Source organism: Alcanivorax sp. NBRC 102024 (genome assembly GCF_001602235.1).
Classification (GTDB): Bacteria; Pseudomonadota; Gammaproteobacteria; order Pseudomonadales; family Alcanivoracaceae; genus Alcanivorax.
Genome location: NZ_BDAS01000003.1, coordinates 215,663 through 236,113 on the forward strand (window position 1 = coordinate 215,663; position 20,451 = coordinate 236,113).

Genomic DNA, 20,451 nt, shown 5'->3' on the forward strand with positions numbered 1-20,451 from the left:
GCAAGCATCAGCTTTCCGTTAATTGATCTTCCGGATTCCAATGATAAAAAACATCGCACTGCTGATTCTCGCCATTCTGGTTGGCTATCTGTTGTTCTGGCCGGTATCCATTGACCCTGTTGCCTGGCAAGCCCCCGAAGCGCCAGCACTGGAAGGCCCCTACGCCAGCAACTCCGCCCTGGCAAAAAGCCGCTCTCTGGCAGTGGATGAAGGTGTCGGCCCGGAAGACGTGGCCATTGATGACGACGGCTTTCTCTACGTTGGCTATGTGGACGGGCGCATCGTCCGTTTTGACCCGGATGGCAGCAACCCGGACCTGATAGCCGACACCAAGGGGCGTCCGCTGGGGCTGGATTTCGACCCCCAGGGCAATCTGATCGTGGCCGACGGCTACAAGGGCCTGCTCAGCATCAGCCCCTCCGGCGCCATTGCCGCGCTGTCACAACGGGCCAATGGTGTGGATTACCGGTTCACCGACGATGTGGACGCGGACAGTAATGGGGTCATCTACTTTACCGATGCATCCAGCAAATTCGGTCCCGCCCTGCACGCCCGGGACGATATTCTCGAACACGGCGGTCATGGCCGCCTGCTACGTTATGACCCGGCGACAGAGAAAGCCGAAGTCCTGCTGGATGGCCTGCAATTCGCCAACGGCGTGGCACTGTCCCAGGACGAGGACTTTGTCCTGGTCAATGAAACCGGGAGTTACCGGATCGTCCGCTACTGGCTGAAGGGCGACAAAGCCGGCAGCCATGATGTGTTCTTCGACAACCTGCCCGGGATTCCCGACGGCGTCTCCGCCAACGGCAATGGCACCTTCTGGGTGGCTCTGTTCAGCCCGCGCAATGCCATGCTGGACGCCATGTCCGACAAGCCCCTGCTGCGCAAGGTGGCCTTCCGACTGCCATCCTTCCTCCAGCCCCAGCCTGCCCACCACGGCTTCGTGCTGGGCCTGAACGAACAGGGTGACGTCACGCACAACTTGCAGGACACCAGCGCCGACGCCTTCGCCCCCATCACCAGCGCGGAGCAACACGGCAATACCCTGTACCTGGGCAGCCTCACCGCCCCCCGCTTTGCCGCCTATCCACTCCCGGCCAATGACCCCGCCACCGTAACGGAGCAGGACACCCGCAATGTCACAGATTAACGCCGCTTTTATCGGGCTCGGCACCATGGGCTATCCCATGGCCGGCCACCTGGCCGAGGCCGGGCTGTCCGTGACCGTCTACAACCGAACCGCCAGCCGCGCCCGGCAGTGGGCCCGGGATTACCGTGGCCGCACCGCGGATACGCCAGCAGAAGCCGCCGCGGGCGCTGCCATGGTGTTTGTCTGCGTGGGCAATGACGATGATCTGCGCCAGGTCACCCTGGGACCTGACGGCGTGCTGAAAACGCTCAGCGAACGCGCCTTGCTGGTGGATCACACCACCGCCAGCGCCGCCGTGGCCCGGGAGCTGGACGCCGCCTGCCGGGATCGCCAGGCAGACTTTATCGATGCACCAGTGTCAGGCGGCCAGCAAGGTGCTGAAAACGGCCAGCTATCGATCATGTGTGGCGGCGACGATGCGGCCTACCAGCGCGCGGTTCCCGTGCTGAACCACTATGCCAAAGCGGTCAATCTGATGGGCCCGGCGGGCAGTGGGCAGCTCACCAAGATGGTCAACCAGATCTGCGTGGCAGGCCTGGTAGAAGCCCTCGCCGAAGGCGTCGCCTTTGCCCGGAATGCCGGACTGGATGCCGGCAAAGTCTTCGAGACCATTCAGCATGGCGCCGCCGGCTCCTGGCAAATGACCCACCGCCACCAGACCATGATCGACGACCAGTACGAACATGGTTTCGCGGTGGACTGGATGCGCAAGGATCTGGATATCTGCCTGGAAGAAGCCGCCCGCAACAGCACCCTCTTGCCGGTGACGGCCCAGGTCAATGATTTCTATCGGGAGATCCAGGCCATGGGTGGCGGGCGTTGGGATACCTCCGCCCTGCTGCGCCGTCTGCAAAAATCCGAGTAGCCCGCCACCGCCGTTGTTGCCTTTTCACCAAGGCAACAACGGAACATTTCATGCCCCTCAATCACGCCGATATTGCGCACCTTTTTCGGGCACAAGCGCCGCAGCATTGCCGCTTGCCAGTTGCTCCGCCACTTTTTGGGGCAAGGCATCCAGCAGCGGTTGGTAGTCATCCATCAGCCGTTTCATGCTGTCGAAGTGCCCTACCAGGTCCGAACCGAGGACAAAACGGTCCGGATAATCCCGGATCAGTTCAACCCATTCCGATGCGGGCTTGTCGTTCTTCAACAAATAGTGATCCTTGACGCTCCAGGAGAGATCCACATAAAAATGTGCATAACGGCTCAGTAAGGCCCGCAGGATTGGCACCAGGGTCCCCAGGGGCGCCTGTCGCTCTTCCACCCCACCACTGGTACCCGCATGGGCCAGCACAAAGCGGGTCTGCGGGTTGGCGGACAACGCCGTCTCCAGCTCTTCTAGGAAAATCGGCGTCTCTTCCCGCAGCGATGTCAGATTACTGTGCAGCAACACCGGCAGATCGTAGCGGGCCGCCAGCTTGTAAACCCGCATCAGAGCCGGGTGGTTGGCCCTGGGGGTTTCGCCTTCGGTCAACGCCGTCAGCTGATCATGACGAGTCAGGATTTCGCCAATGCCGAACCACAATCCCGGATAGCGCTGTATCAGCGCCTCAACCTGATCCGCGGCATTCATGTCCGTGGGGTTAACGCCGCTGACAAAAGGTTTGAGCCGCTTCTGCTGCGACTCTGGCAAGGCAAGAACCGCCTGCGCCACAATGTCATCGGTGGCGCTGTAGTAATACAGCGGCGCTTCATCCCCCAGGTAATAGCGGGGTTTGCGGGGCGCCTCCGCCTGCCACTTCTTCATCACCGGCAAGCCGAACAACCAGGCCGTCTCCACCCCGGCCTGATCCATGGCCGCCAGCATGGCCTCGCTGCCCTCACTGTCCTGCATGAAATCCACGTAGTGCAGGTGCGCATCTGTCAGCGTCCTGGCCTGAAGCCCGGGACTGCCCAGCATTATCAGCAGTACCCATATCGACAACCCTGTCTTTCCCATCACAATGCCCTGTCTGTCATCTCGCTGTCAGGGACCGGGAAACCCGGCTCAAGTTCTGACCATTCTCATAAACTGCGACCCGGATCTCTCTGCATATCCACATATAGACAATACACGGAAAAAGGGCCATTATTGAACCATGAGTTAGGTCAGGAGGCGTTATGGAAGCAGCCAGACAACAGACAACGCTGGCAGTGAACGACGGTGCGCGCCATGCAGCACTGCGCGCAGTTCTCAAACTGCTGGAGCACTGGCAGTGCAGCGAGAAGGAAAAGATGGCACTGCTTGGCGTGGGTCGCTCCACCCTGCACAAGTACCAGAGTCAGCCGGACAGTGCCCGGGTGGGCAACGACCTGCTGGAGCGCCTCAGCTACTTGCTGAACATCCATCAGGCGCTGCGCACCTTGTTTGGCAACCGGGAAAACGTCTATGGCTTCGTTCGCATGGCCAACCACAACCCGTTCTTCAATGGGGCCACCCCCATGGACATCATGAGCAACGGCCGCGTGGCCAGTCTCTACGAAGTGCACCGTCAACTGGACAGTCTGCGGGGCGGGCAATGGGGATGAGCGACACAGAGATCCACGCCCTGCCCCGACAAGCCTTCCCATCCCAGGCGGCTTACCGGCTGGTCAACGGCAAATACCCGCCCATTGCCATCTTTGATGATGTGGCGAACCAGGCTGACTTCGATGCGCTCTTTGCCGTGCAGGCCCTGACCAACCCGCGCCTGCAGAACGAAGTGGGCGACCTGAACCGGGTACCCGCCGCAGAGCGTCCCTGGGGCATTCCCGGCTGCAACTATGCCCTGGGCCCCTTTGTCCACGTAAACCCGGCCGGCTCCCGGTTTTCCGATGGTGCCTACGGTGTTTTCTACTGCGCAGACCGCATGGCCACCGCCATTGCCGAAACCCGGTACCATCAGCAACGCTATTTTCAGCGAGTAGAGGGCCTGAAATACGATCGTATTGTCATGCGGGGCCTCAAGGTCCACTTCTCGGCCACCCTGTGCGATATCACCCCGGCCAGCCGCTATCCACAGTGGCATGACCCGGACCACTACCAGGCCCCACAACAGCTCGGCCAGCAGCTTTACCAGCTACACGAAACCGGCCTTCACTACGAATCCGTCCGTGCCCCCGGCAGCCACTGCTACGCCCTGCTCACCCCCCAACCGATCGAAGCCATCACTCCCAGCGCCCACTATGAATACATCTGGGATGGCGAGAAAATTGCCCACACGCTGACCATTCGCCGCTTGAGCTGACCACACCGCCGAGCCTATGCTCTAACAGGCTATTCAGAGTCGCTCTCGGAGGAATCCCATGCCGCTGCGTGCCATCTGCCTGGACCTCGCTGGCGTACTTTACCAGGGCCCGCGCCTGCTCCCCGGCGCCCTGAACGCCCTTGAACGGCTGCGCGCCACCGGTTTGCCCCTGCGCTTTGTCACCAACACCTCCCAACGCAACCGCAGCCAAATCCTCAGCGACCTGGCCAGCTTGAATCTGGTTGTGAACCCGTCAGAACTGTTTACCGCCCCGCAAGCAGCCCACGACTACCTGACCCTCCATCAGCTCACGCCCTACTGCCTGTTTCATCCAAACCTGAAAGAGGAATTTTCCGATCTGGAAGGCAAGCCACCCAATGCAGTGCTACTCGGTGATGCCGGCAGAAAATTCAATTATGAGCATCTGGACCAGGCGTTTCGCTTGCTGCAGGACGGCGCACCGCTGATTGCCATCGGCGAGAACCGTTATTACCAGCTGGATGACGGCCTGCATCTGGATGCGGGCCCTTTTGTCAGGGCATTGGAGTATGCCGCCGACTGCCGGGCCATCATCACCGGCAAACCCTCCCCCGCCTTTTTCGAACAGGTGCTGGCCGACCTGGGTACAAGGCCGGAAGACACCCTGATGGTCGGAGACGATGTCCATGGCGACGTGGAAGGTGCCCTGAACAGCGGCATGCAAGCCTGCCTGGTGCAAACCGGGAAATACCGGGCCGGCGACGAGAAAACCATCACCGGGGAGTTCCGCCTGGAGGCCGACATCCGCGCCGTCGCCCGAACCGTGACCCGCCTGCTCGAATAAACCGCCCCCCCTTGTATCACTGCCAGCAGGCCCCGACACTGAGAGTAGTCACAAGCAACAGAGGGCTGGCAGCGATGGAACACTTCCCGCTCAAGGCCGGCGATGCTGTGCTGGCCGTGGATATCCAGAATGATTTTTGCCCCGGTGGCGCTCTGGCCGTCGCCGATGGTGACCAGGTGGTGCCGGCAATGAATCGCTGGCTGAAAGCCGCCGCCGACGCCAACCTGCCGGCGATCGCCTCCCGCGACTGGCACACCGTGGACCACTGCTCCTTCCAGGCCCAGGGTGGCCCCTGGCCGACGCACTGCATACAGGATACCTGGGGTGCCGCCTTTCACCCGGATTTGCACCTGCCCACAGGCACGGTAATTGTGAGCAAGGGCACGGCCTTCGACCGGGATGCCTACTCCGCTTTTGACGGGACAGGTCTGACAGATTGGCTGCGCAAAAAAGGTGTCAAACGTCTCTGGGTTGGCGGTCTGGCAGAAGATGTCTGCGTCTTCCACTCCATCAAGGATGCCTGTGCCGCCGGCTTCCAGGTGCATCTGCTCCGCAACGCCACTCGCCCGGTTTTCCCCGATCAGGAAGCCCCCACCCTCGAAGCCTTGCGTGAAGCCGGCACCCAACTGGAAGATATCGCCTGATATGGATCTTTCTGCTGACAATGATGCGCTGGGTCTGCTGACCGATCTCTACGAACTGACCATGCTGCAGGCCTACTGGCATGAAGGCATGAATGACACCGCAACCTTCAGCCTGTTTTATCGGCAAATGCCGGCGCAACGCAACGTGATCCTGGCCTGCGGGCAGGAGTACGCCGCCCGACGGGTCAGCCAACTGCACTTCCCCTCCCGGCAGGTTAACCGGCTCAAGACGCTGGACCTGTTTCATGATGACTTTCTGCAGTGGCTGCAGGACTTCCGCTTTAGTGGCCACATCCACTGCCTGCCGGAAGGCACCCCGGTATTCCCCCAGGAACCTCTGCTGGAAATCACCGCCCCGCTGATGGAAGCGCAGCTACTGGAAAGCCTGCTGATGAATTATGTGCACCTGGAGACCGTACTGGCCTCCAAGGCGGTGCGTATGGTCCTCGCCGCCGATGGCCGGCCGGTGGTGGATTTCGGCATGCGTCGCATGCATGGCAGCGACGCTGCACTGCGCGGGGTGCGTGCCTACCGCGCCGCCGGCCTGGCCGGCACCAGTAATGTGCTGGGCGGCCTGCAACACGGGCTACCACTCCGTGGCACCATGGCACATTCCTATATCCAGGCCCACGATGATGAGCTGGATGCCTTCCGCGCCTACGCCCGACTGTATCCCGGTACCACCCTGCTGGTAGACACCTACGACAGCCGGGCTGGCGTGGAAAAAGTCATTCACCTGGTGCGCAATGAAGGGTTGGATGTGGGCGGCATTCGCCTGGATTCCGGAGACCTTTCGCAGCAAGCAAAAGACGCCCGTCATCAACTGGATGACGCAGGTCTGCAACAGATCCGCATCCTGGTCAGTGGTGGTCTGGATGAATACCGGATTGCCGGTCTGTTAGCGGCTGGCGCGCCCATCGACGGCTTTGGCGTAGGCACCAGCATGGGGGCCTCCAGCGATGCCCCCACCCTGGATCTGGCCTACAAGCTCACCGACTATGCGGGTCGTCCCCGGCTGAAAAACTCTCCCGGCAAGCAGCTACACCCGGGCCGTAAGCAGGTATGGCGACAAACCGATGAGCAGGGACATTATCAGCAGGACCGGATTACCGCCCGGGACGAGCAAAGTGAGGGCGAACCGTTATTGCAGCCTGTTATCCAGGAAGGCGAACCCTGCCGCGAGGCGCCGGATTTGGCGGTTACCCGGGAGAACGTGGCCAGGCATCTGAGAAAGCTACCCGAATCTCTGCTCAGCCTGAGCCCTGTGAAATCAAGCTACCCGGTTGCTTTCAGTGAACGACTACAGACCTTGCGGGAAACGGTGCTGCGGGAGCTGGAAGGTTAATCGCAGAATCCCGGGGCGTAGGGTGCACTGAGCCTAAGGCGAACTGCACCGATCCGGCGTTTGATGGTGCAGTTCGCCTTAGGCTCAGTGCACCCTACACAATCAGCGGCGGCGGAGCAGATTCGAGCTTCTGTCATCCATATCGGGCGTCCAGCTCTGCCAGAGTACCGACTAGCTGACCGCTTCCTTATCCGCGATACACAAAAATAAAAAAGCCCCACTCTTTCGAGCAGGGCTTTTCTATATGGCGTCCCCTAGGGGAGTCGAACCCCTGTTACCGCCGTGAAAGGGCGGTGTCCTGGGCCACTAGACGAAGGGGACGTATTTGGTGGAGCCAGGCGGGATCGAACCGCCGACCTCAACACTGCCAGTGTTGCGCTCTCCCAGCTGAGCTATGGCCCCAAATACATCAATCAAGACAAGGTGCGTCCCGGTTGGTGCGGCGTATTCTACCCAGCACCCCTACTCTGTCAAGCGTAGACCTGTGGTTTTTTTCAGAATGAAGTCCATTTGACTACATCCTGAACAAGCTGCTGAAAAACTGGGCGAAAATCCACAGCCTCTGCCGTAGAAGCGTCGCTGACGGCGCGATAACCCCAGTTTCGAGTTGCGAGAAGCCAGTTTCGAAAGACAAACCCCAAAACCCGGGGAAGCCCGATGATTTTCGATTCTCGTCACTCGTTACTCGCAACTGGTCTTATCGCGCCGCCAGCGACTCAGGCCTCAGCCTACCGGCAAATCCCGGTAGGCCTTCTCCAGCTTCTTCATCTGCTTCTTGGACACCCCGCCCAGCACCTCGATGGCGTTACGCAGGCGGGCCCGGCTCAGGTCGGCGCCGATGATTTCCATGGAATCCACCACCGAGAAGCTGGCGCTGGTGCCGGCAATGGCGACAAAGGCCGGAAACAGGAAGTCCTTGATCTTCACGTCCAGGGCATCAGCAATGGCCTTGGCATCCGCAAACAGACCGTCACGGTTCCAGTCATTGCGCGCCTCGTAGGCCCACAGCAGGTACTGGAGCCACACTTTCATGTCCTCGCCACCGTACTGCTTGTGCTCGAAGCTGGCTTCGCTGATCGCCGGCATGCCGTTGAAACAGAATGCCGCCTTGTCCGCCACGTCCGACAGGGTTTCCACTCGCTGGCGCAAATGGGGAATGATCTTCATGGCGTAATCGCGGTTGTAGGCCCAATCGAGCAAGGTATCCAGAAACTGCTCATCACTCTGCTCACGCAGCCATTGGCCATTCAGCCAGCTCAGCTTTTCCACATCAAAAACGGGACCACCCAGGGAGACCCGGTTGATATCGAAAGCGTCCTGCATCTGCGTCAGGGTGAACTTCTCGCTCTCATCCGGCATGGACCAGCCCATCCGGCCCAGGTAATTCACCAGCGCCTCCGGCAGGTAGCCCATACGCTGGTAGAACAGGATGCTGGTGGGGTTCTTGCGCTTGCTGAGCTTGGACTTGTCCGGGTTGCGCAGCAGCGGCATATGGCAAAGTACCGGCATCTCCCAGCCGAAATATTCGTAGAGCAGCTTGTGCTTGGGCGCGGAGTTCAGCCATTCCTCACCACGGATCACATGGGTGATCTCCATCAGGTGATCATCCACGATATTGGCCAGGTGGTAGGTGGGCATGCCGTCGGACTTGAGCAGGATCTGGGCATCCACCAGCGCCCAATCCAGCTCCACGGTACCGCGCAGCATGTCCTGGATTTCGCAGCGGCCATCGGTGGGCACGCGCATGCGAATCACATAGGGCGCCCCTTCCGCCTCCCGCTTTGCCTGTTCTCCCGCCGGCAGTTCCAGATCCATCGGCTTCAGCGCCCGGTTCTCGCCCTGCTCTTTCAGTGCCGCACGGAGACTGTCCAGCTCTTCACTGGTGCGATAGCACTTGAAGGCATGGCCTTTCTCGATCAGCGCCTCGGCATACTCCCGATACATATGCTTGCGTTCACTCTGCCGATACGGGCCATGGGGGCCGCCCACATCGGGGCCTTCATCCCAGCTCAGCCCCAGCCATTTGAGCGAATCCAGAATCATCTGCTCGGACTGATCGGTGGAACGGGTCTGGTCCGTATCTTCAATACGCAGAATAAACTGACCACCGTGCTGGTGGGCAAAACAGCGATTGAACAGGGCAATATAGGCGGTGCCTACGTGGGGGTCACCGGTGGGTGACGGCGCTACGCGAGTACGGACGGTCATGCTGACTCCAACAATGCAAACTGGCGCGGATTATACCTGTCAAAACAGGAAGCTTATAGACACGGGCCGGCGGCTTTCTGCTAAGGTTGAACGCGACTCATGCTTTCGCCCGCCGGGCCACCGGCGGGCTTGACCCACTCGACAGGACGTAAAGGAAAAGACCATGCGTATTCCCTTTCAACACTCCCTGCTGGTAGCCATGATTGCCGGTGCCACCCTGCTCCAGGGCTGCTCTGACAATAAAGAGGAAGCAAAAACAGATACCCCGGCTGCGGAAGCACCCACCATGGACAATGCCGGTGAAAGCGCCAAAGAGAGCAGCAAAGAGAGCGCCAAAGAAAGCACAGAAGAAGCGGCAAGCAACAACGGCATAACCCGTAGCGCGGCACCGGAAGGGGCCAGCGCCACCATTCTCAGCCCTGCAGATGGTGCCACCGTGACCAGCCCGGTAACCGTGGAGTTTGGCCTGGAAGGCATGGAGGTGGTACCCGCCGGCACCCAACTGGAGCATGCCGGTCACCACCACCTGCTGATCGACCTGGATCAGGAGTCCATGCCTGCCATGGACTTCCCGCTGCCGGCCAACGACAACGTGGTGCACTTCGGCAAGGGCCAGACCCAGACCGAACTGGAACTGGAGCCGGGCACACACACCCTGCAATTGCTGCTGGGTGACCACATGCATGTGCCCCATGAACCGCCGGTAATGTCCGAAAAGATCACCATTACGGTGGAGTAAGCATTAAACGCCGGACGTCGGACGCCAGAAGGGCTTGTCTTTCAGCGTCAAACGTCCGGCATCAAGCCTCTGGCATCACCCCATCTGCCGAGGCGCAAACATGATGATCGCCATCCCCGTCAGCGCCACCAGCGATCCGACAATATCCCAGCCCGTGGGACGAATACCGTCCACGCCCCACAACCAGAGAATGGCCACAAAAATATACACGCCGCCGTAGGCCGCATAGACCCGCCCCGCCGCCGTGGGATGCAAAGACAACAGCCAGGCAAAGGCCGCCAGGCTCAGCGCAGCAGGCACCAACAACCAGGCTGACTTCCCTTCACGCAACCATAGATAAGGCAGGTAGCAGCCCACGATCTCGGCGACCGCCGTGATCAGAAACAGCCCCAGAATTTTCAATTCCGGCAAGACAACCTCCCGGTATAGGCTCGGATCAATACGCAGGCACTGGCGTGCTCAGTACAGCACACGCTGACGGGACAATCACCCATCCCGGGGACCAATCGGTCTGCCAGAAATGTCAGGCCAACGCGATGCGGTTCTGCCCGCACCATTTTCCTTTCCCTGGGCGCTTTGCGGTGCGCCGGACCGGCGACTTATCGCAGCAGCAAATGGGGCACCGTGGCATGCTTGATCATCTTGCTGGTGGTGCTACCCACAAAGAACTCGCGGATACGGGAATGCCCGTAGGCGCCCATGACCACCATATCGATATGGTTGTCTTGCTGGTACTGGTGCAAGGAAGGCTCCACGTCCCCTTCCAACTGCGCCACTTCCACCTCGTGACCGGATTGCTCCAAGGTGTCACGGGCCCAGGCCAGATCCTCCCCCAGCTGTTTGTCCTTGCCCACCGCCACCAGGTGACATGGCAGGCCCAGGAACAGCGGACTGGCGGCCAGCATTTTCACTCCTTCACGGCAGGTCGGGCTGCCATCGAAGGCCAGCATCACCTTGCGTGGCTCGGTGAAATCCGAGGGCACCACCAGAATCGGCTTGTGCATGGTGCGAATCACTTGCTCCACATGGTCGCCCACCTGCTCTGCCTCACCGGTGTGCTCTTCACCCAGTTTGCCAATCACCAGAATGCGGGTCTGCTCCTGCATGCCGGCCAGAGTTTCTACCAGGCCGCCGTGGCGCTGTCGTTGTTTGGGCTCGCTCACCCCTTTTTCGATGGCTCGGGCAGCAGCGGCTTCCAGCATCAGCTTGCCCTGCTCCAGGGCCAGCTTGTTCCGTTTGGCATCCAGCTCGGAGAGCTCGGTGAGCAGGGCTTCGCGACCGCCCAGCAACAGGTTGCCGCTAAGATCACTTTCCACCGGATAACGGGAGTGATCCAGCACATGCAGCAGGGTCAAGGGGGCATTCAACCGCTGCACCGCCCACACCGCATAGTCGCACACCCGAGCCGCGGCCGGAGAACCATCAATACAGGCAATAACATCACTCATTGTTTTCTCCTTGGCAGGGGACTAGTGGCCGCCCATGAGTTTTTCGACCGCCTCAGGCTTGTCGTGCACGGCAAATTTATCCACCAGGGTGGCGCTGGCGTCGTTCAGACCGATCAATTCCACCTCGGTCCCTTCACGACGGAATTTGATGATCACCTTGTCCAGCGCTCCGATGGCGGTGATATCCCAGAAGTGGGAACGGTGCACATCAATAGTCACTTTATCCAGTGCTTCCTTGAAATCAAAGGAAGCGATGAACTGATCCGCAGAGGTGAAAAATACCTGCCCCAGCACCTCGTAGCGGCGGTGGCTGCTGTTAGTTTCATCAAGATCCGAGCGCACATAAAAAACGCGCCCCACCTTGTTTGCATAGAACAGCGCGCTGAGTACCACGCCGATACCCACCCCGATCGCCAGGTTATGGGTTGCCACGGTGGCCGACACCGTAGCCAGCATCACCACGGTGCTGCTCGCCGGATGCTTGGCCATGTTGGTAATGGACTCCCAGCTGAAGGTACCGATGGACACCATGATCATCACCGCTACCAGCGCGGCCATGGGTATCCGGGACACCCATTCACCCAGGAACACCACCAGCACCAGCAGGAAGCAACCGGCAAACAAGGTGGACAGGCGCTTGCGGCCACCGGATTTCACGTTGATCACGGACTGGCCGATCATGGCACACCCGGCCATCCCCCCCAGGAACCCGGAGAAAATGTTGGCCACGCCCTGCCCTTTGCATTCGCGATTCTTGTCGCTATCGGTATCGGTCAGATCATCCACGATGGTTGCCGTCATCATGGATTCCAGCAGACCTACCACGGCGAGGGCCAGAGAGTACGGCAGAATGATTTTCAGGGTTTCCAGGTTGAGCGGGATATCCGGCAACAGGAATACCGGCAGACTGTCCGGCAGATCACCCTTGTCTCCGACGGTGGGCACATCCAGACCCAGATACATGGCAATCCCGGTCATCACGACAATACAGATCAGGGGTGATGGTACGGCGGTGGTCAGCAGCGGCAGCAGGTAAATGATCGCCAGGCCGGCGACCACCATGGCATACACATGCCAGGTTACCCCGACCAGCTCCGGCAACTGCGCCATGAAAATCAGGATAGCCAGGGCATTCACAAAGCCGGTGACCACGGAGCGGGAGACAAAGCGCATGAGATTGCCAAGCTGCAGAAAGCCCGCAACAATCTGCAGCATCCCGGTCAACACCGTCGCCGCCAGCAAATACTGCAGGCCATGGTCTTTGACCAGGGTCACCATCACCAGCGCCATGGCCCCGGTTGCCGCCGAAATCATCCCCGGGCGGCCGCCGACAAACGCAATGACAACGGCGATACAGAAAGATGCATACAACCCCACCTTGGGGTCCACACCGGCAATGATGGAGAAGGCAATCGCCTCCGGAATCAGGGCCAGGGCCACAACGGAACCCGCCAGTAAATCACCACGGATATTACTGAACCATTCCTGCTGAATAGATCGAAGCATGAAGAACAATCCTGTTTTGCAAATACGACAGACAAGGATGCTGCTCAAGGGCAACAGAACACGGGATGACATGGCGCAGGGCACCATACGGCAAAGCCGGAGACGGGCTGTCTACTAGGGCGGACTCAGCCGGGAGAGGATCATGAACAGTCTCGAGTGGTTCGGAAAGGCGCGGAGTCTAGCAGAGCCGGCAGGCCTTTGACAGGCAACGCCGCCGCCCGGCCTACGCCACAGCGCCGCAACATGCGACAATAGTTGACCCAATACCCGTGTTATCGTCTTGCATGAATGATTCCTTGATCCAAACAGCCCCGTCGCTTCAGCCTGATCGGCGCCTGTCCGTCGCCCCGATGATGGACTGGACCACCCGCGACTACCGGTTTCTGGCCCGGCTGATTACCCGCCACACCCTGCTCTACACCGAAATGGTGGTGGCCCAGGCGATTCTGCGCGGGGACCGTGAGCGGTTTCTGGCATTCAATGACGAAGAGCACCCGGTGGCGCTTCAACTGGGCGGCAGCGAACCGCAGGATCTGGCGGAAGCCGCACGAATTGCCGAACAATACGGTTACGACGAGATCAACCTCAATGTGGGCTGCCCGTCGGACCGGGTGCAGCAGGGCAAGATCGGCGCCATTCTGATGGCCGAGCCGGAACTGGTGGGCCAGTGCGTGGAAGCCATGCAGGCGGCGGTCCGCGTTCCAGTGACGGTGAAGACCCGCATCGGCATCGATGACCAGGATGATTACGACTTTCTCTACCGGTTTGTTACCCGCATGGAGCAGGCCGGCTGCACCAGTCTCACCATCCATGCCCGCAAGGCCATCCTGTCCGGGCTGTCGCCGAAAGAAAACCGGGAGATTCCGCCGCTGATCTATCAGCGGGCCTACGCCATCAAGCAGGCGTTCCCCCGGATGGAGATCATTCTCAACGGTGGCGTGAAGACTCTGGAGGAAGTGCATGCCCACATGGGTGACGTGGATGGCGTGATGATTGGTCGCGAGGCTTACCAGAATCCCTATTTCCTGGCCGATGCAGATCGCATCGTGTTTGCCGACGATCACCCCGTCCCCAGCCGCCGGGACATCGCCGAGCAATTTCTCCCCTATGTAGAACGTCGCTACGCGCTGGGTCATGCCCCCAAACATTCCCTGCGTCATATCCTCAACCTGTTCCAGGGCGAACCCGGCGCCCGCCGTTTTCGCCGTCACCTGAGCGAAAACATGCACAAGCCCGGCACCACCCCGCAAGTGCTCATGGACGCTTTGGCGCAACTGCCTTAGGCTGTAATGAGCCCGCAATTCTTAGCAAGAATCGTGGTTGAGTTACAAGTTGAAAGTTCAAAGTTGAAAAGCGCGTGAAAGCCCATCAGTAAGGGAAATGTCCTGCCCGCGCTCACTCCCCAGGTAAAGCGCGGCCAACATCGTAGTCGGTTGGTACGATCCGTCGCCGCGTTTCAACTTTGAACTTTCAACTTGCAACTCTCTTCACCCACATCGGGACATGATTACTGCACGCTAACACCATACTGTCATGGCAACGCCTTAACGTGCCCCACCATGACACTGAAAGGAACGGATACCGTGAACAAACGCGAACAGCTAGCCCAATGGACCTCTCTGGTGGCCGATACCGGTGATCTGGACATGATCGCCGAACTGGCACCGGAAGATGCCACCACCAACCCCTCCCTGCTGCTGGCAGCAGCACGAGACGAACGTTACCGGCCATTGCTGCAACAGGCAGCCGATCTGTGTCGCACCCTGGGCCATGGCGGGGAGATGGACTGGCTGACCGACTGCTATGCCTGCCTGGCCGGCCAGGCCATCCTGGAGCGGATTCCCGGCCGTGTTTCCAGTGAGGTGGATGCGCGCTTGTCCTTTGATACCCGCGCCACGGTGGAAAAGGCCCGTCGTCTGATGGCCATCTACCGGGAACTGGACGTGGACCCGTCCCGCATCCTGATCAAGACCGCCGCCACCTGGGAAGGCATCCGCGCCGTGGAAGTCCTCGAGGAGGAAGGCACCCGCTGTAATGTGACGCTGGTCTTCAACCAGGCTCAGGGTCTGGCTGCGGCAGAAGCCGGCGCTACCCTGATCTCCCCCTTCGTGGGCCGCATCTTCGACTGGCACCGTAAACAGGGCATGGAGATTGCCAGCCCGGATGACGACCCGGGAGTCCAGTCCGTGCGCCAGATCTATCGCACCTTCAAGGCCCGGGGTCTGGAAACCATCGTCATGGGCGCCAGCTTCCGCAATGCCGGCCAGATCGAAGCCCTGGCCGGTTGCGACAAGCTCACCATCAGCCCGGCCCTGCTCAGGGAACTGGCTGCCGATACCGGGAGTCTGACCCGGGTACTGGATGCGGAACTGGTGGCCCCGGAGGACGACTGGCAGGCCGTTAGCGAGGCCGCGTTCCGCTGGCAACTCAATGACGATGCCATGGCCAGCGACCTGCTTGCCGATGGCATCCGCCGCTTCGCCAACGACCAGTTGGCGCTGGAAGCGCTATTGCAGGAGGAAGGTGTAATTTGAATTGGCTTAACCGACTCTTTCGCCCCGACCAGCCCCAGCAGCAGACAAACGAGCACGACCTGCACCGGGCGGCTGCCGCCCTGCTTCTGGAAGTGGCCCGTACTGACGGCACCGTGGCACCGGAAGAATCACAACGTCTGATTCAGGCAGTAAAGACGCACTGGCATCTGGACCCCCAGGAAATGGATGACATCCTCAGCGAACTGGAAACCCGTGTGGACCAGGCCACTGACCTGTTCGAATTCACCCGTCCCCTGCGAGACCACTGGGGACCGGAGCCCAGGGTCACACTGATTGAGGAAATGTGGGCCATGGCCGCCGCTGACGGCCATGTGGATGTCCACGAAGAACACCTGATCCGACGGGTCAGTGACCTGCTGTATGTGTCCCATGGGGACTATATTCGGGCGAAGCTGAAAGCAGTGAACAGTTAACAGTGAATAGTTAACAGCGGCGCGAGCAGGGTTTGTCTTTATCTTCATGCAATGAGGCCGCGCCCAACTGATGGGCGCGGCCTCATACGTTTAAAACCTGAAACACCCCTGACGCGGGCTGTTCACTGTTAACTATTCACTGTTAACTGCTTTCACCACCCTTCATCTTCATACTCGTCCTCCAGCTCCGAATCCCGCTGCTCTATGTCCGGGAAACGCAGGGACGGTGCATCACCGGATTCGAAGCGGCGACGTTGCAGGTAAGCATTGCGCAGGAAGGTGTAGCGGTCGCCGACGATATTGCGCTCCAGATCCAGCAGGTCGGCGCGCAAGTCCACCACGTACAACGCCGTGACGCTGTAGCGGGTCAGGTCATGCTGGATGTAGTGCCGGGGGCGCATGTAGTCCTCCGGGAAAATCGCTGCCGCATCGCGAACAGTGGATGGCCCCCAGAACGGGAGCACCAGATAGTTGCCCTCCGGGATCCCCCAGCGGGCAAAGGTCAGTCCCAGATCGGTATTGTGCTTTTCCAGGTCCACCTTGCTGGCCACATCAAACAGGCCGGCGATACCCAGAGTGCTGTTGACCACGAAACGACCAAAGTTGTGACCGGCATGCCCCCAGCGCCACTGCAGTACACTGTTAAGACTGCTGCGAAAATCCCGCAGGTTCTCAAAAAAGCGGGTTACCGTGTCATCGAACCAGCCCGGCGTCGCCTTGCGATAGCCCTTGGCCGCAGGCTTGAGGGCATACTTGTCGAGTGCTTCGTTGAAGGCAAAGATCTTGCGGTTGATGTCTTCCCAGGGGTCGTCATCCTTGGGCTGACTGCTCTGGGGCGCATCAAACGCGGTGGACGCGTCTCCCCAGTCTTCCTCTTCCGCCATCACGGTACAGGAAATGCTCAGCAATATGGTCAGCAGTAAATAACGCACGGTCACCCCGGTATGTCGTCGACGCTGCATTATAGCCAGCCCGTCGCATGCCCGAACAGGGCCACGAACCGAACGGTCCCGCTTCCTGGCGGATTTTACAGCGAGAGCGGGTGAACAGATCGGACCCGCAGCCTGAAGCGGCATTAGCAGCTCTTCAGGCTGGCACCGACCAGGATGTCCCGCTGGTGCATTTGCAGCAGGATATCCCGGGCAAACTCGGCCAGTTTCTCCACATCCGCAAATTGCAGTTCTTCCGCCAATTGGCCAACCACCTGAAAACCGGTGCTGTTCGGGTTCTCCTCGATCAATTGCAACAACCGGGCGGTAGGTGCATTGATTTCCATAAAGCGAACCTGATCATCACGATCCCGGTAGACCAGCAGCCAGAGCGGCTGTGGCAATGGGGTCTGCGGCTGAAAGTCCACGCAAATTTCGTGGACCGGGTACTGATAGCTGAGCACCACATGCAAGGGGCTTAGCTGGGGGATGGCACGAAGCAGGTCCCCCTCGGGATGAAATCCGGTTTTGGGAAAGACCTCGGTGGACGCATCCAGCACCAACTCCATCCATTCGTAATGTGCCAGCTCCAGCAGGAAAGGCGGATCTCCCTCTTCCCTGCCCTGACCGGATGCCAGAAAGCTGACAAATTCCTGGGGAATTTCGAGAAAATACGGCGTCTGACAGGCGTGCTGGTCAAAGAAGGCCCGCACTAACCGATGCCAGCGTTCCGCATCCAGCAGGGAATGCAGCACCGGGAAGCCCTGGCTGATAAACCCGTTAACGTTGTTGAAAAACAGGTTGCGGTAAATCGCCAGGCGGCGCTCTTCAATTCCGTCTGGCGCAGAGTGCGTCTGCGGGTTACGCAAGTGCGCCGCAAAGCGACGTTGCAGGGCCTGGAAATCTGTCTGACTCATCCCAGCTTCCGAGTCGCTGAATACGGTTGATGCTGATATTGGCGGATCTGCCCGAGCTCCCCAAACAGCACATCGTTACCGGGAAAGTTGAAGTCCCGCTCCAGCAAGGTGGGTAGTACACCAAATTCCTGATAGGCATGCTCAAGCAGTTGCCAGACCGGATCAATGACCGCGCTGCCGTGGGTATCCACTTTCAGATCTTCCGCTTCATCAAAGTGACCGGCGATATGCAGGTAGCAAATACGCTCGCCGGGCAAGGCGCTGATAAATTCACGGGGATCATAGCCATGATTGATGCTGTTCACGTAGGCGTTGTTCACATCCAGCAACAGCTGGCAATCTGCCTCTTCCAGCACCGCATTAACGAAGTCGATTTCCGACATTTCGGAACCGGGCGCAGCATAGTAGCTGACGTGTTCGATACCGATGGGTTGTTCGAGAAAATCCTGCACCTGCCGGACCCGGTCTGCCACGTAGTGAACGGCCTCTTCGGTAAAGGGAATCGGCATCAAATCGTAAAGGTGACCGTGGTCACTGCAATAACTCAAGTGCTCGGTATAACGACGAATGTTGTGTTCCTTGAGGAACCCTTTCACCGCTTTCAGCAATTCAAAATCCAGCGGCTCAGGCCCACCCAATGACAGGCTCAAACCGTGGGTAACAAAGGGAAAACGTTCGGTGAAGGCACGGAACTCCTTCGCCAGACGCCCACCCATGGGGATCCAGTTCTCCGGTGCGACTTCCATAAAATCGAAAGGGGCACTTTCCGGGGAATCCAGGGTCGGGGAAAGCGGGCCCATGAGGGCCCGCCGAAGACCCAGGCCCACTCCGGACACTGGTGTCTCAGGTTTCATACGTTGGCTCCTGCCTGTTAGGCATCACCACCGCACTTGCCTTCACCACATTTACCTTCACCTTTTTTGTCATCGGCGCCGCATGTGCCTTCACCGCTTTTCTCACCACAGCTGCCTTCGCCTTTCTTGTCACCGCACTTGCCTTCGCCACACTTGCCTTCAGCGTGGTGGCCAGCCAGTTGGTAACCGGCTTGCAGGTCGGAAGCGGCAAAGGGGTTTTCAGCAGCAGTAGCAACCGGCACGGAAAGCGCGGAAGCAACAACAGCGGCACCAACAGTGGCGGCCAGGGGGTTCAGTTTGCTCAACTTAGCCATGTTCAGTCTCCATCCATCATTATTGAGGTGTATCCGAAACCGCACTCTGCGGCTCAGGCAAACCACGTTTGTTTGCGTAGCGCCTGTCTCAGACAATATAGAGATGAAGCCGTGAGGTAAACGTTACAGGCAGCATGAAAAAAGGCCGCAAAATGCGGCCTTCGTGAAGCGAACGTGAAACCCGGACGCAGTTACTTGATTCGGTTCACAATCACGCTACCGATGGAATAACCGGCCCCAAAGGAACAGATCACGCCTTTGGTATCCACCGGCAGATCCGCGTTGTACTTATGGAAGGCAATGATGGAACCGGCGGAACTGGTGTTGGCATAGTCATCCAGAATCACCGGGGCTTCCTCACGGGAAGCCGGGCGTCCCAGTACCCGTTTGGAAATCAGTTCATTCATGCTCAGGTTGGCCTGGTGCAGCCACATCCGGCTGAGGGCCTCCACCGGCACCCCGGTATCAGACAGATGCGAGGCAATCTGCTCGGCCACCATGGGGCAGACTTCCTTGAAAACGCGGCGCCCTTCCTGGCGGAACAGCTTGTCGCGAGCGCCAATGCCGCTTTCATCCGCACGGTTCAGAAAACCGAAATTGTTGCGGATATTATTGGAAAACTTGGTCTGCAACCGGGTACCCAGCACTTCCCACTGGTTGTCGGAGGTGGCGTCTTCCTTGCGTTCCAGAATCACCGCGGTGGCCACATCACCAAAAATGAAATGGCAGTCGCGATCTTCCCAGGCCAGGTGACCAGAACAGATTTCCGGATTGACCATCAGCACCCGACGGGCGCTGCCATTACGGATAGCATCCACACCGGCCTGAATCCCGAAGGTGGCGCTGGAACAGGCCACATTCATGTCATAGCCCCAGCCGTGCTCCATGCCCAGGGCCGCCTGGACTTCCACGGCCATGGCCGGATACGGGCGCTGCATGTTGGAACAGGCCACCAGGACAGCATCCAGATCGTCCGCGGTCAGGTTGGCATGTTCCAGGGCCTGCCTGGCCGCTTTGACAGCAATTTCCGCCTGAATGGATACCTCATCGTCAGATCGCTCGGCGATGCGGGGAGCCATCCGGTCCGGATCAAGAATCCCGCTCTTGTCGATGACAAAGCGCTGCTTGATACCAGAGGCCTTTTCGATAAAGGCGCTGTCTGAAGGACCCAGGGCATCCACTTCGCCGGCCTCGATGGCCTCGGCGTTACGCGCATTGAACCGCTTCACATACTCGTTGAAGGATTCCACCAATTCATCGTTGGTGATGGTCTGCTCCGGGGTCCACAGGCCGGTGCCACTGATTACTACAGAATAGCTCACAAGCGAGTCCTCGCACTCGAACGGGGTAAAGGGCCCTGTTCCACAAATGGGATAATGGGTCGATTATCCGGATTC

The 20,451-nt window shown here is 59.4% G+C and carries 21 protein-coding genes and 2 tRNA genes; 11 read left to right on the forward strand and 12 right to left on the reverse strand.

The annotated features are described in order from the left end of the window. Window positions 1–40: 40 nt before the first annotated feature. Both A0251_RS07270 and A0251_RS07275 read left to right on the forward strand, forming a co-directional pair. On the forward strand, window positions 41–1,153 hold the full coding sequence (locus A0251_RS07270; protein ID WP_062816190.1) for an SMP-30/gluconolactonase/LRE family protein: 1,113 nt from the start codon (window positions 41–43) through the stop codon (window positions 1,151–1,153). Beyond that, window positions 1,140–2,018 (forward strand): NAD(P)-dependent oxidoreductase, encoded by an 879-nt coding sequence (locus A0251_RS07275; protein ID WP_062816191.1) that lies wholly within the window; start codon window positions 1,140–1,142, stop codon window positions 2,016–2,018. Before A0251_RS07270 ends, A0251_RS07275 begins: the two co-directional genes overlap by 14 nt. Window positions 2,019–2,075: 57 nt before the next feature. Here A0251_RS07275 and A0251_RS07280 read toward each other — a convergent pair whose 3' ends face one another. Beyond that, the gene (locus tag A0251_RS07280) at window positions 2,076–3,092 is read right to left on the reverse strand and encodes an amidohydrolase family protein (protein WP_156478259.1); all 1,017 of its coding nucleotides are present in this window, start codon (window positions 3,090–3,092) and stop codon (window positions 2,076–2,078) included. 161 nt (window positions 3,093–3,253) lie between these two features. Between A0251_RS07280 and A0251_RS07285 the strand changes: the two genes are divergently transcribed. From A0251_RS07285 to A0251_RS07305, 5 genes are all read left to right on the forward strand, one after another. Further along, a complete protein-coding gene (locus A0251_RS07285) occupies window positions 3,254–3,661 on the forward strand; it encodes an MbcA/ParS/Xre antitoxin family protein (protein ID WP_062816193.1) in 408 nt (135 codons plus the stop codon). Then, window positions 3,658–4,359, forward strand: a complete 702-nt coding sequence (locus A0251_RS07290; RefSeq protein WP_307188431.1) for an RES family NAD+ phosphorylase — start codon at window positions 3,658–3,660, stop codon at window positions 4,357–4,359. The genes A0251_RS07285 and A0251_RS07290 overlap by 4 nt, the downstream gene beginning before the upstream one ends. Window positions 4,360–4,417: 58 nt before the next feature. Next, window positions 4,418–5,182, forward strand: a complete 765-nt coding sequence (locus A0251_RS07295) for a TIGR01458 family HAD-type hydrolase (protein ID WP_062816195.1) — start codon at window positions 4,418–4,420, stop codon at window positions 5,180–5,182. A 74-nt stretch (window positions 5,183–5,256) separates the two neighbouring features. Continuing rightward, a complete protein-coding gene (locus A0251_RS07300) occupies window positions 5,257–5,826 on the forward strand; it encodes an isochorismatase family protein (RefSeq protein ID WP_062816196.1) in 570 nt (189 codons plus the stop codon). Between the two features lies 1 nt (window position 5,827). Beyond that, window positions 5,828–7,171: a nicotinate phosphoribosyltransferase gene (locus A0251_RS07305; RefSeq protein ID WP_062816197.1), complete on the forward strand. Its 1,344-nt coding sequence runs from the start codon at window positions 5,828–5,830 to the stop codon at window positions 7,169–7,171. A 245-nt stretch (window positions 7,172–7,416) separates the two neighbouring features. On the opposite strand, the gene A0251_RS07310 is transcribed toward A0251_RS07305, so the two are convergent. The 3 genes from A0251_RS07310 to gltX all read right to left on the reverse strand — a co-directional run bounded on the left by A0251_RS07310 (window position 7,417) and on the right by gltX (window position 9,379). Next, a tRNA-Glu gene (locus tag A0251_RS07310) sits at window positions 7,417–7,492 on the reverse strand. A 5-nt stretch (window positions 7,493–7,497) separates the two neighbouring features. Further along, a tRNA-Ala gene (locus tag A0251_RS07315) sits at window positions 7,498–7,573 on the reverse strand. 321 nt (window positions 7,574–7,894) lie between these two features. Then, window positions 7,895–9,379: a glutamate--tRNA ligase gene (gene gltX / locus A0251_RS07320; protein WP_062816198.1), complete on the reverse strand. Its 1,485-nt coding sequence runs from the start codon at window positions 9,377–9,379 to the stop codon at window positions 7,895–7,897. Window positions 9,380–9,542: 163 nt separating this feature from the next. Between gltX and A0251_RS07325 the strand changes: the two genes are divergently transcribed. Beyond that, window positions 9,543–10,118 (forward strand): DUF4399 domain-containing protein, encoded by a 576-nt coding sequence (locus tag A0251_RS07325; RefSeq protein WP_062816199.1) that lies wholly within the window; start codon window positions 9,543–9,545, stop codon window positions 10,116–10,118. A gap of 75 nt (window positions 10,119–10,193) precedes the next feature. Here A0251_RS07325 and A0251_RS07330 read toward each other — a convergent pair whose 3' ends face one another. The 3 genes from A0251_RS07330 to A0251_RS07340 all read right to left on the reverse strand — a co-directional run bounded on the left by A0251_RS07330 (window position 10,194) and on the right by A0251_RS07340 (window position 13,072). Next, a complete protein-coding gene (locus A0251_RS07330; RefSeq protein WP_062816200.1) occupies window positions 10,194–10,529 on the reverse strand; it encodes a YnfA family protein in 336 nt (111 codons plus the stop codon). A gap of 188 nt (window positions 10,530–10,717) precedes the next feature. Continuing rightward, on the reverse strand, window positions 10,718–11,566 hold the full coding sequence (locus A0251_RS07335; RefSeq protein ID WP_062816201.1) for a universal stress protein: 849 nt from the start codon (window positions 11,564–11,566) through the stop codon (window positions 10,718–10,720). Window positions 11,567–11,587: 21 nt separating this feature from the next. Continuing rightward, window positions 11,588–13,072, reverse strand: a complete 1,485-nt coding sequence (locus tag A0251_RS07340) for a SulP family inorganic anion transporter (protein WP_062816202.1) — start codon at window positions 13,070–13,072, stop codon at window positions 11,588–11,590. A 284-nt stretch (window positions 13,073–13,356) separates the two neighbouring features. Between A0251_RS07340 and dusA the strand changes: the two genes are divergently transcribed. From dusA to A0251_RS07355, 3 genes are all read left to right on the forward strand, one after another. Continuing rightward, on the forward strand, window positions 13,357–14,355 hold the full coding sequence (dusA, locus tag A0251_RS07345; protein WP_082810793.1) for a tRNA dihydrouridine(20/20a) synthase DusA: 999 nt from the start codon (window positions 13,357–13,359) through the stop codon (window positions 14,353–14,355). Between the two features lie 276 nt (window positions 14,356–14,631). Continuing rightward, the gene (locus A0251_RS07350; protein ID WP_062816204.1) at window positions 14,632–15,606 is read left to right on the forward strand and encodes a transaldolase; all 975 of its coding nucleotides are present in this window, start codon (window positions 14,632–14,634) and stop codon (window positions 15,604–15,606) included. Beyond that, complete coding sequence (locus tag A0251_RS07355) at window positions 15,603–16,040, forward strand: TerB family tellurite resistance protein (RefSeq protein ID WP_062816205.1); 438 nt, start codon at window positions 15,603–15,605, stop codon at window positions 16,038–16,040. Before A0251_RS07350 ends, A0251_RS07355 begins: the two co-directional genes overlap by 4 nt. Window positions 16,041–16,192: 152 nt before the next feature. On the opposite strand, the gene A0251_RS07360 is transcribed toward A0251_RS07355, so the two are convergent. The 5 genes from A0251_RS07360 to A0251_RS07380 form a co-directional block, all read right to left on the reverse strand. Further along, window positions 16,193–17,002 (reverse strand): VacJ family lipoprotein, encoded by an 810-nt coding sequence (locus tag A0251_RS07360; protein ID WP_062816206.1) that lies wholly within the window; start codon window positions 17,000–17,002, stop codon window positions 16,193–16,195. Window positions 17,003–17,115: 113 nt separating this feature from the next. Continuing rightward, a complete protein-coding gene (locus A0251_RS07365) occupies window positions 17,116–17,886 on the reverse strand; it encodes a DUF2063 domain-containing protein (RefSeq protein ID WP_062816207.1) in 771 nt (256 codons plus the stop codon). Further along, window positions 17,883–18,740 (reverse strand): DUF692 domain-containing protein, encoded by an 858-nt coding sequence (locus A0251_RS07370; RefSeq protein WP_062816208.1) that lies wholly within the window; start codon window positions 18,738–18,740, stop codon window positions 17,883–17,885. Before A0251_RS07370 ends, A0251_RS07365 begins: the two co-directional genes overlap by 4 nt. A gap of 17 nt (window positions 18,741–18,757) precedes the next feature. After that, on the reverse strand, window positions 18,758–19,054 hold the full coding sequence (locus A0251_RS07375) for a hypothetical protein (RefSeq protein WP_062816209.1): 297 nt from the start codon (window positions 19,052–19,054) through the stop codon (window positions 18,758–18,760). A 191-nt stretch (window positions 19,055–19,245) separates the two neighbouring features. Then, window positions 19,246–20,376 (reverse strand): beta-ketoacyl-ACP synthase III, encoded by a 1,131-nt coding sequence (locus tag A0251_RS07380; RefSeq protein WP_062816210.1) that lies wholly within the window; start codon window positions 20,374–20,376, stop codon window positions 19,246–19,248. Between the last annotated feature and the right edge of the window lie 75 nt (window positions 20,377–20,451).

Coding starts and splice junctions, on each gene's coding strand:
- A0251_RS07270 (WP_062816190.1), top strand. CDS start 41: ATGATAAAAAACATCGCACTGCTGATTCTCGCCATTCTGGTTGGCTAT.
- A0251_RS07275 (WP_062816191.1), top strand. CDS start 1,140: ATGTCACAGATTAACGCCGCTTTTATCGGGCTCGGCACCATGGGCTAT.
- A0251_RS07280 (WP_156478259.1), bottom strand. CDS start 3,092: ATGGGAAAGACAGGGTTGTCGATATGGGTACTGCTGATAATGCTGGGC.
- A0251_RS07285 (WP_062816193.1), top strand. CDS start 3,254: ATGGAAGCAGCCAGACAACAGACAACGCTGGCAGTGAACGACGGTGCG.
- A0251_RS07290 (WP_307188431.1), top strand. CDS start 3,658: ATGAGCGACACAGAGATCCACGCCCTGCCCCGACAAGCCTTCCCATCC.
- A0251_RS07295 (WP_062816195.1), top strand. CDS start 4,418: ATGCCGCTGCGTGCCATCTGCCTGGACCTCGCTGGCGTACTTTACCAG.
- A0251_RS07300 (WP_062816196.1), top strand. CDS start 5,257: ATGGAACACTTCCCGCTCAAGGCCGGCGATGCTGTGCTGGCCGTGGAT.
- A0251_RS07305 (WP_062816197.1), top strand. CDS start 5,828: ATGGATCTTTCTGCTGACAATGATGCGCTGGGTCTGCTGACCGATCTC.
- gltX (WP_062816198.1), bottom strand. CDS start 9,379: ATGACCGTCCGTACTCGCGTAGCGCCGTCACCCACCGGTGACCCCCAC.
- A0251_RS07325 (WP_062816199.1), top strand. CDS start 9,543: ATGCGTATTCCCTTTCAACACTCCCTGCTGGTAGCCATGATTGCCGGT.
- A0251_RS07335 (WP_062816201.1), bottom strand. CDS start 11,566: ATGAGTGATGTTATTGCCTGTATTGATGGTTCTCCGGCCGCGGCTCGG.
- A0251_RS07340 (WP_062816202.1), bottom strand. CDS start 13,072: ATGCTTCGATCTATTCAGCAGGAATGGTTCAGTAATATCCGTGGTGAT.
- dusA (WP_082810793.1), top strand. CDS start 13,357: ATGAATGATTCCTTGATCCAAACAGCCCCGTCGCTTCAGCCTGATCGG.
- A0251_RS07350 (WP_062816204.1), top strand. CDS start 14,632: ATGACACTGAAAGGAACGGATACCGTGAACAAACGCGAACAGCTAGCC.
- A0251_RS07360 (WP_062816206.1), bottom strand. CDS start 17,002: ATGCAGCGTCGACGACATACCGGGGTGACCGTGCGTTATTTACTGCTG.
- A0251_RS07365 (WP_062816207.1), bottom strand. CDS start 17,886: ATGAGTCAGACAGATTTCCAGGCCCTGCAACGTCGCTTTGCGGCGCAC.
- A0251_RS07370 (WP_062816208.1), bottom strand. CDS start 18,740: ATGAAACCTGAGACACCAGTGTCCGGAGTGGGCCTGGGTCTTCGGCGG.
- A0251_RS07375 (WP_062816209.1), bottom strand. CDS start 19,054: ATGGCTAAGTTGAGCAAACTGAACCCCCTGGCCGCCACTGTTGGTGCC.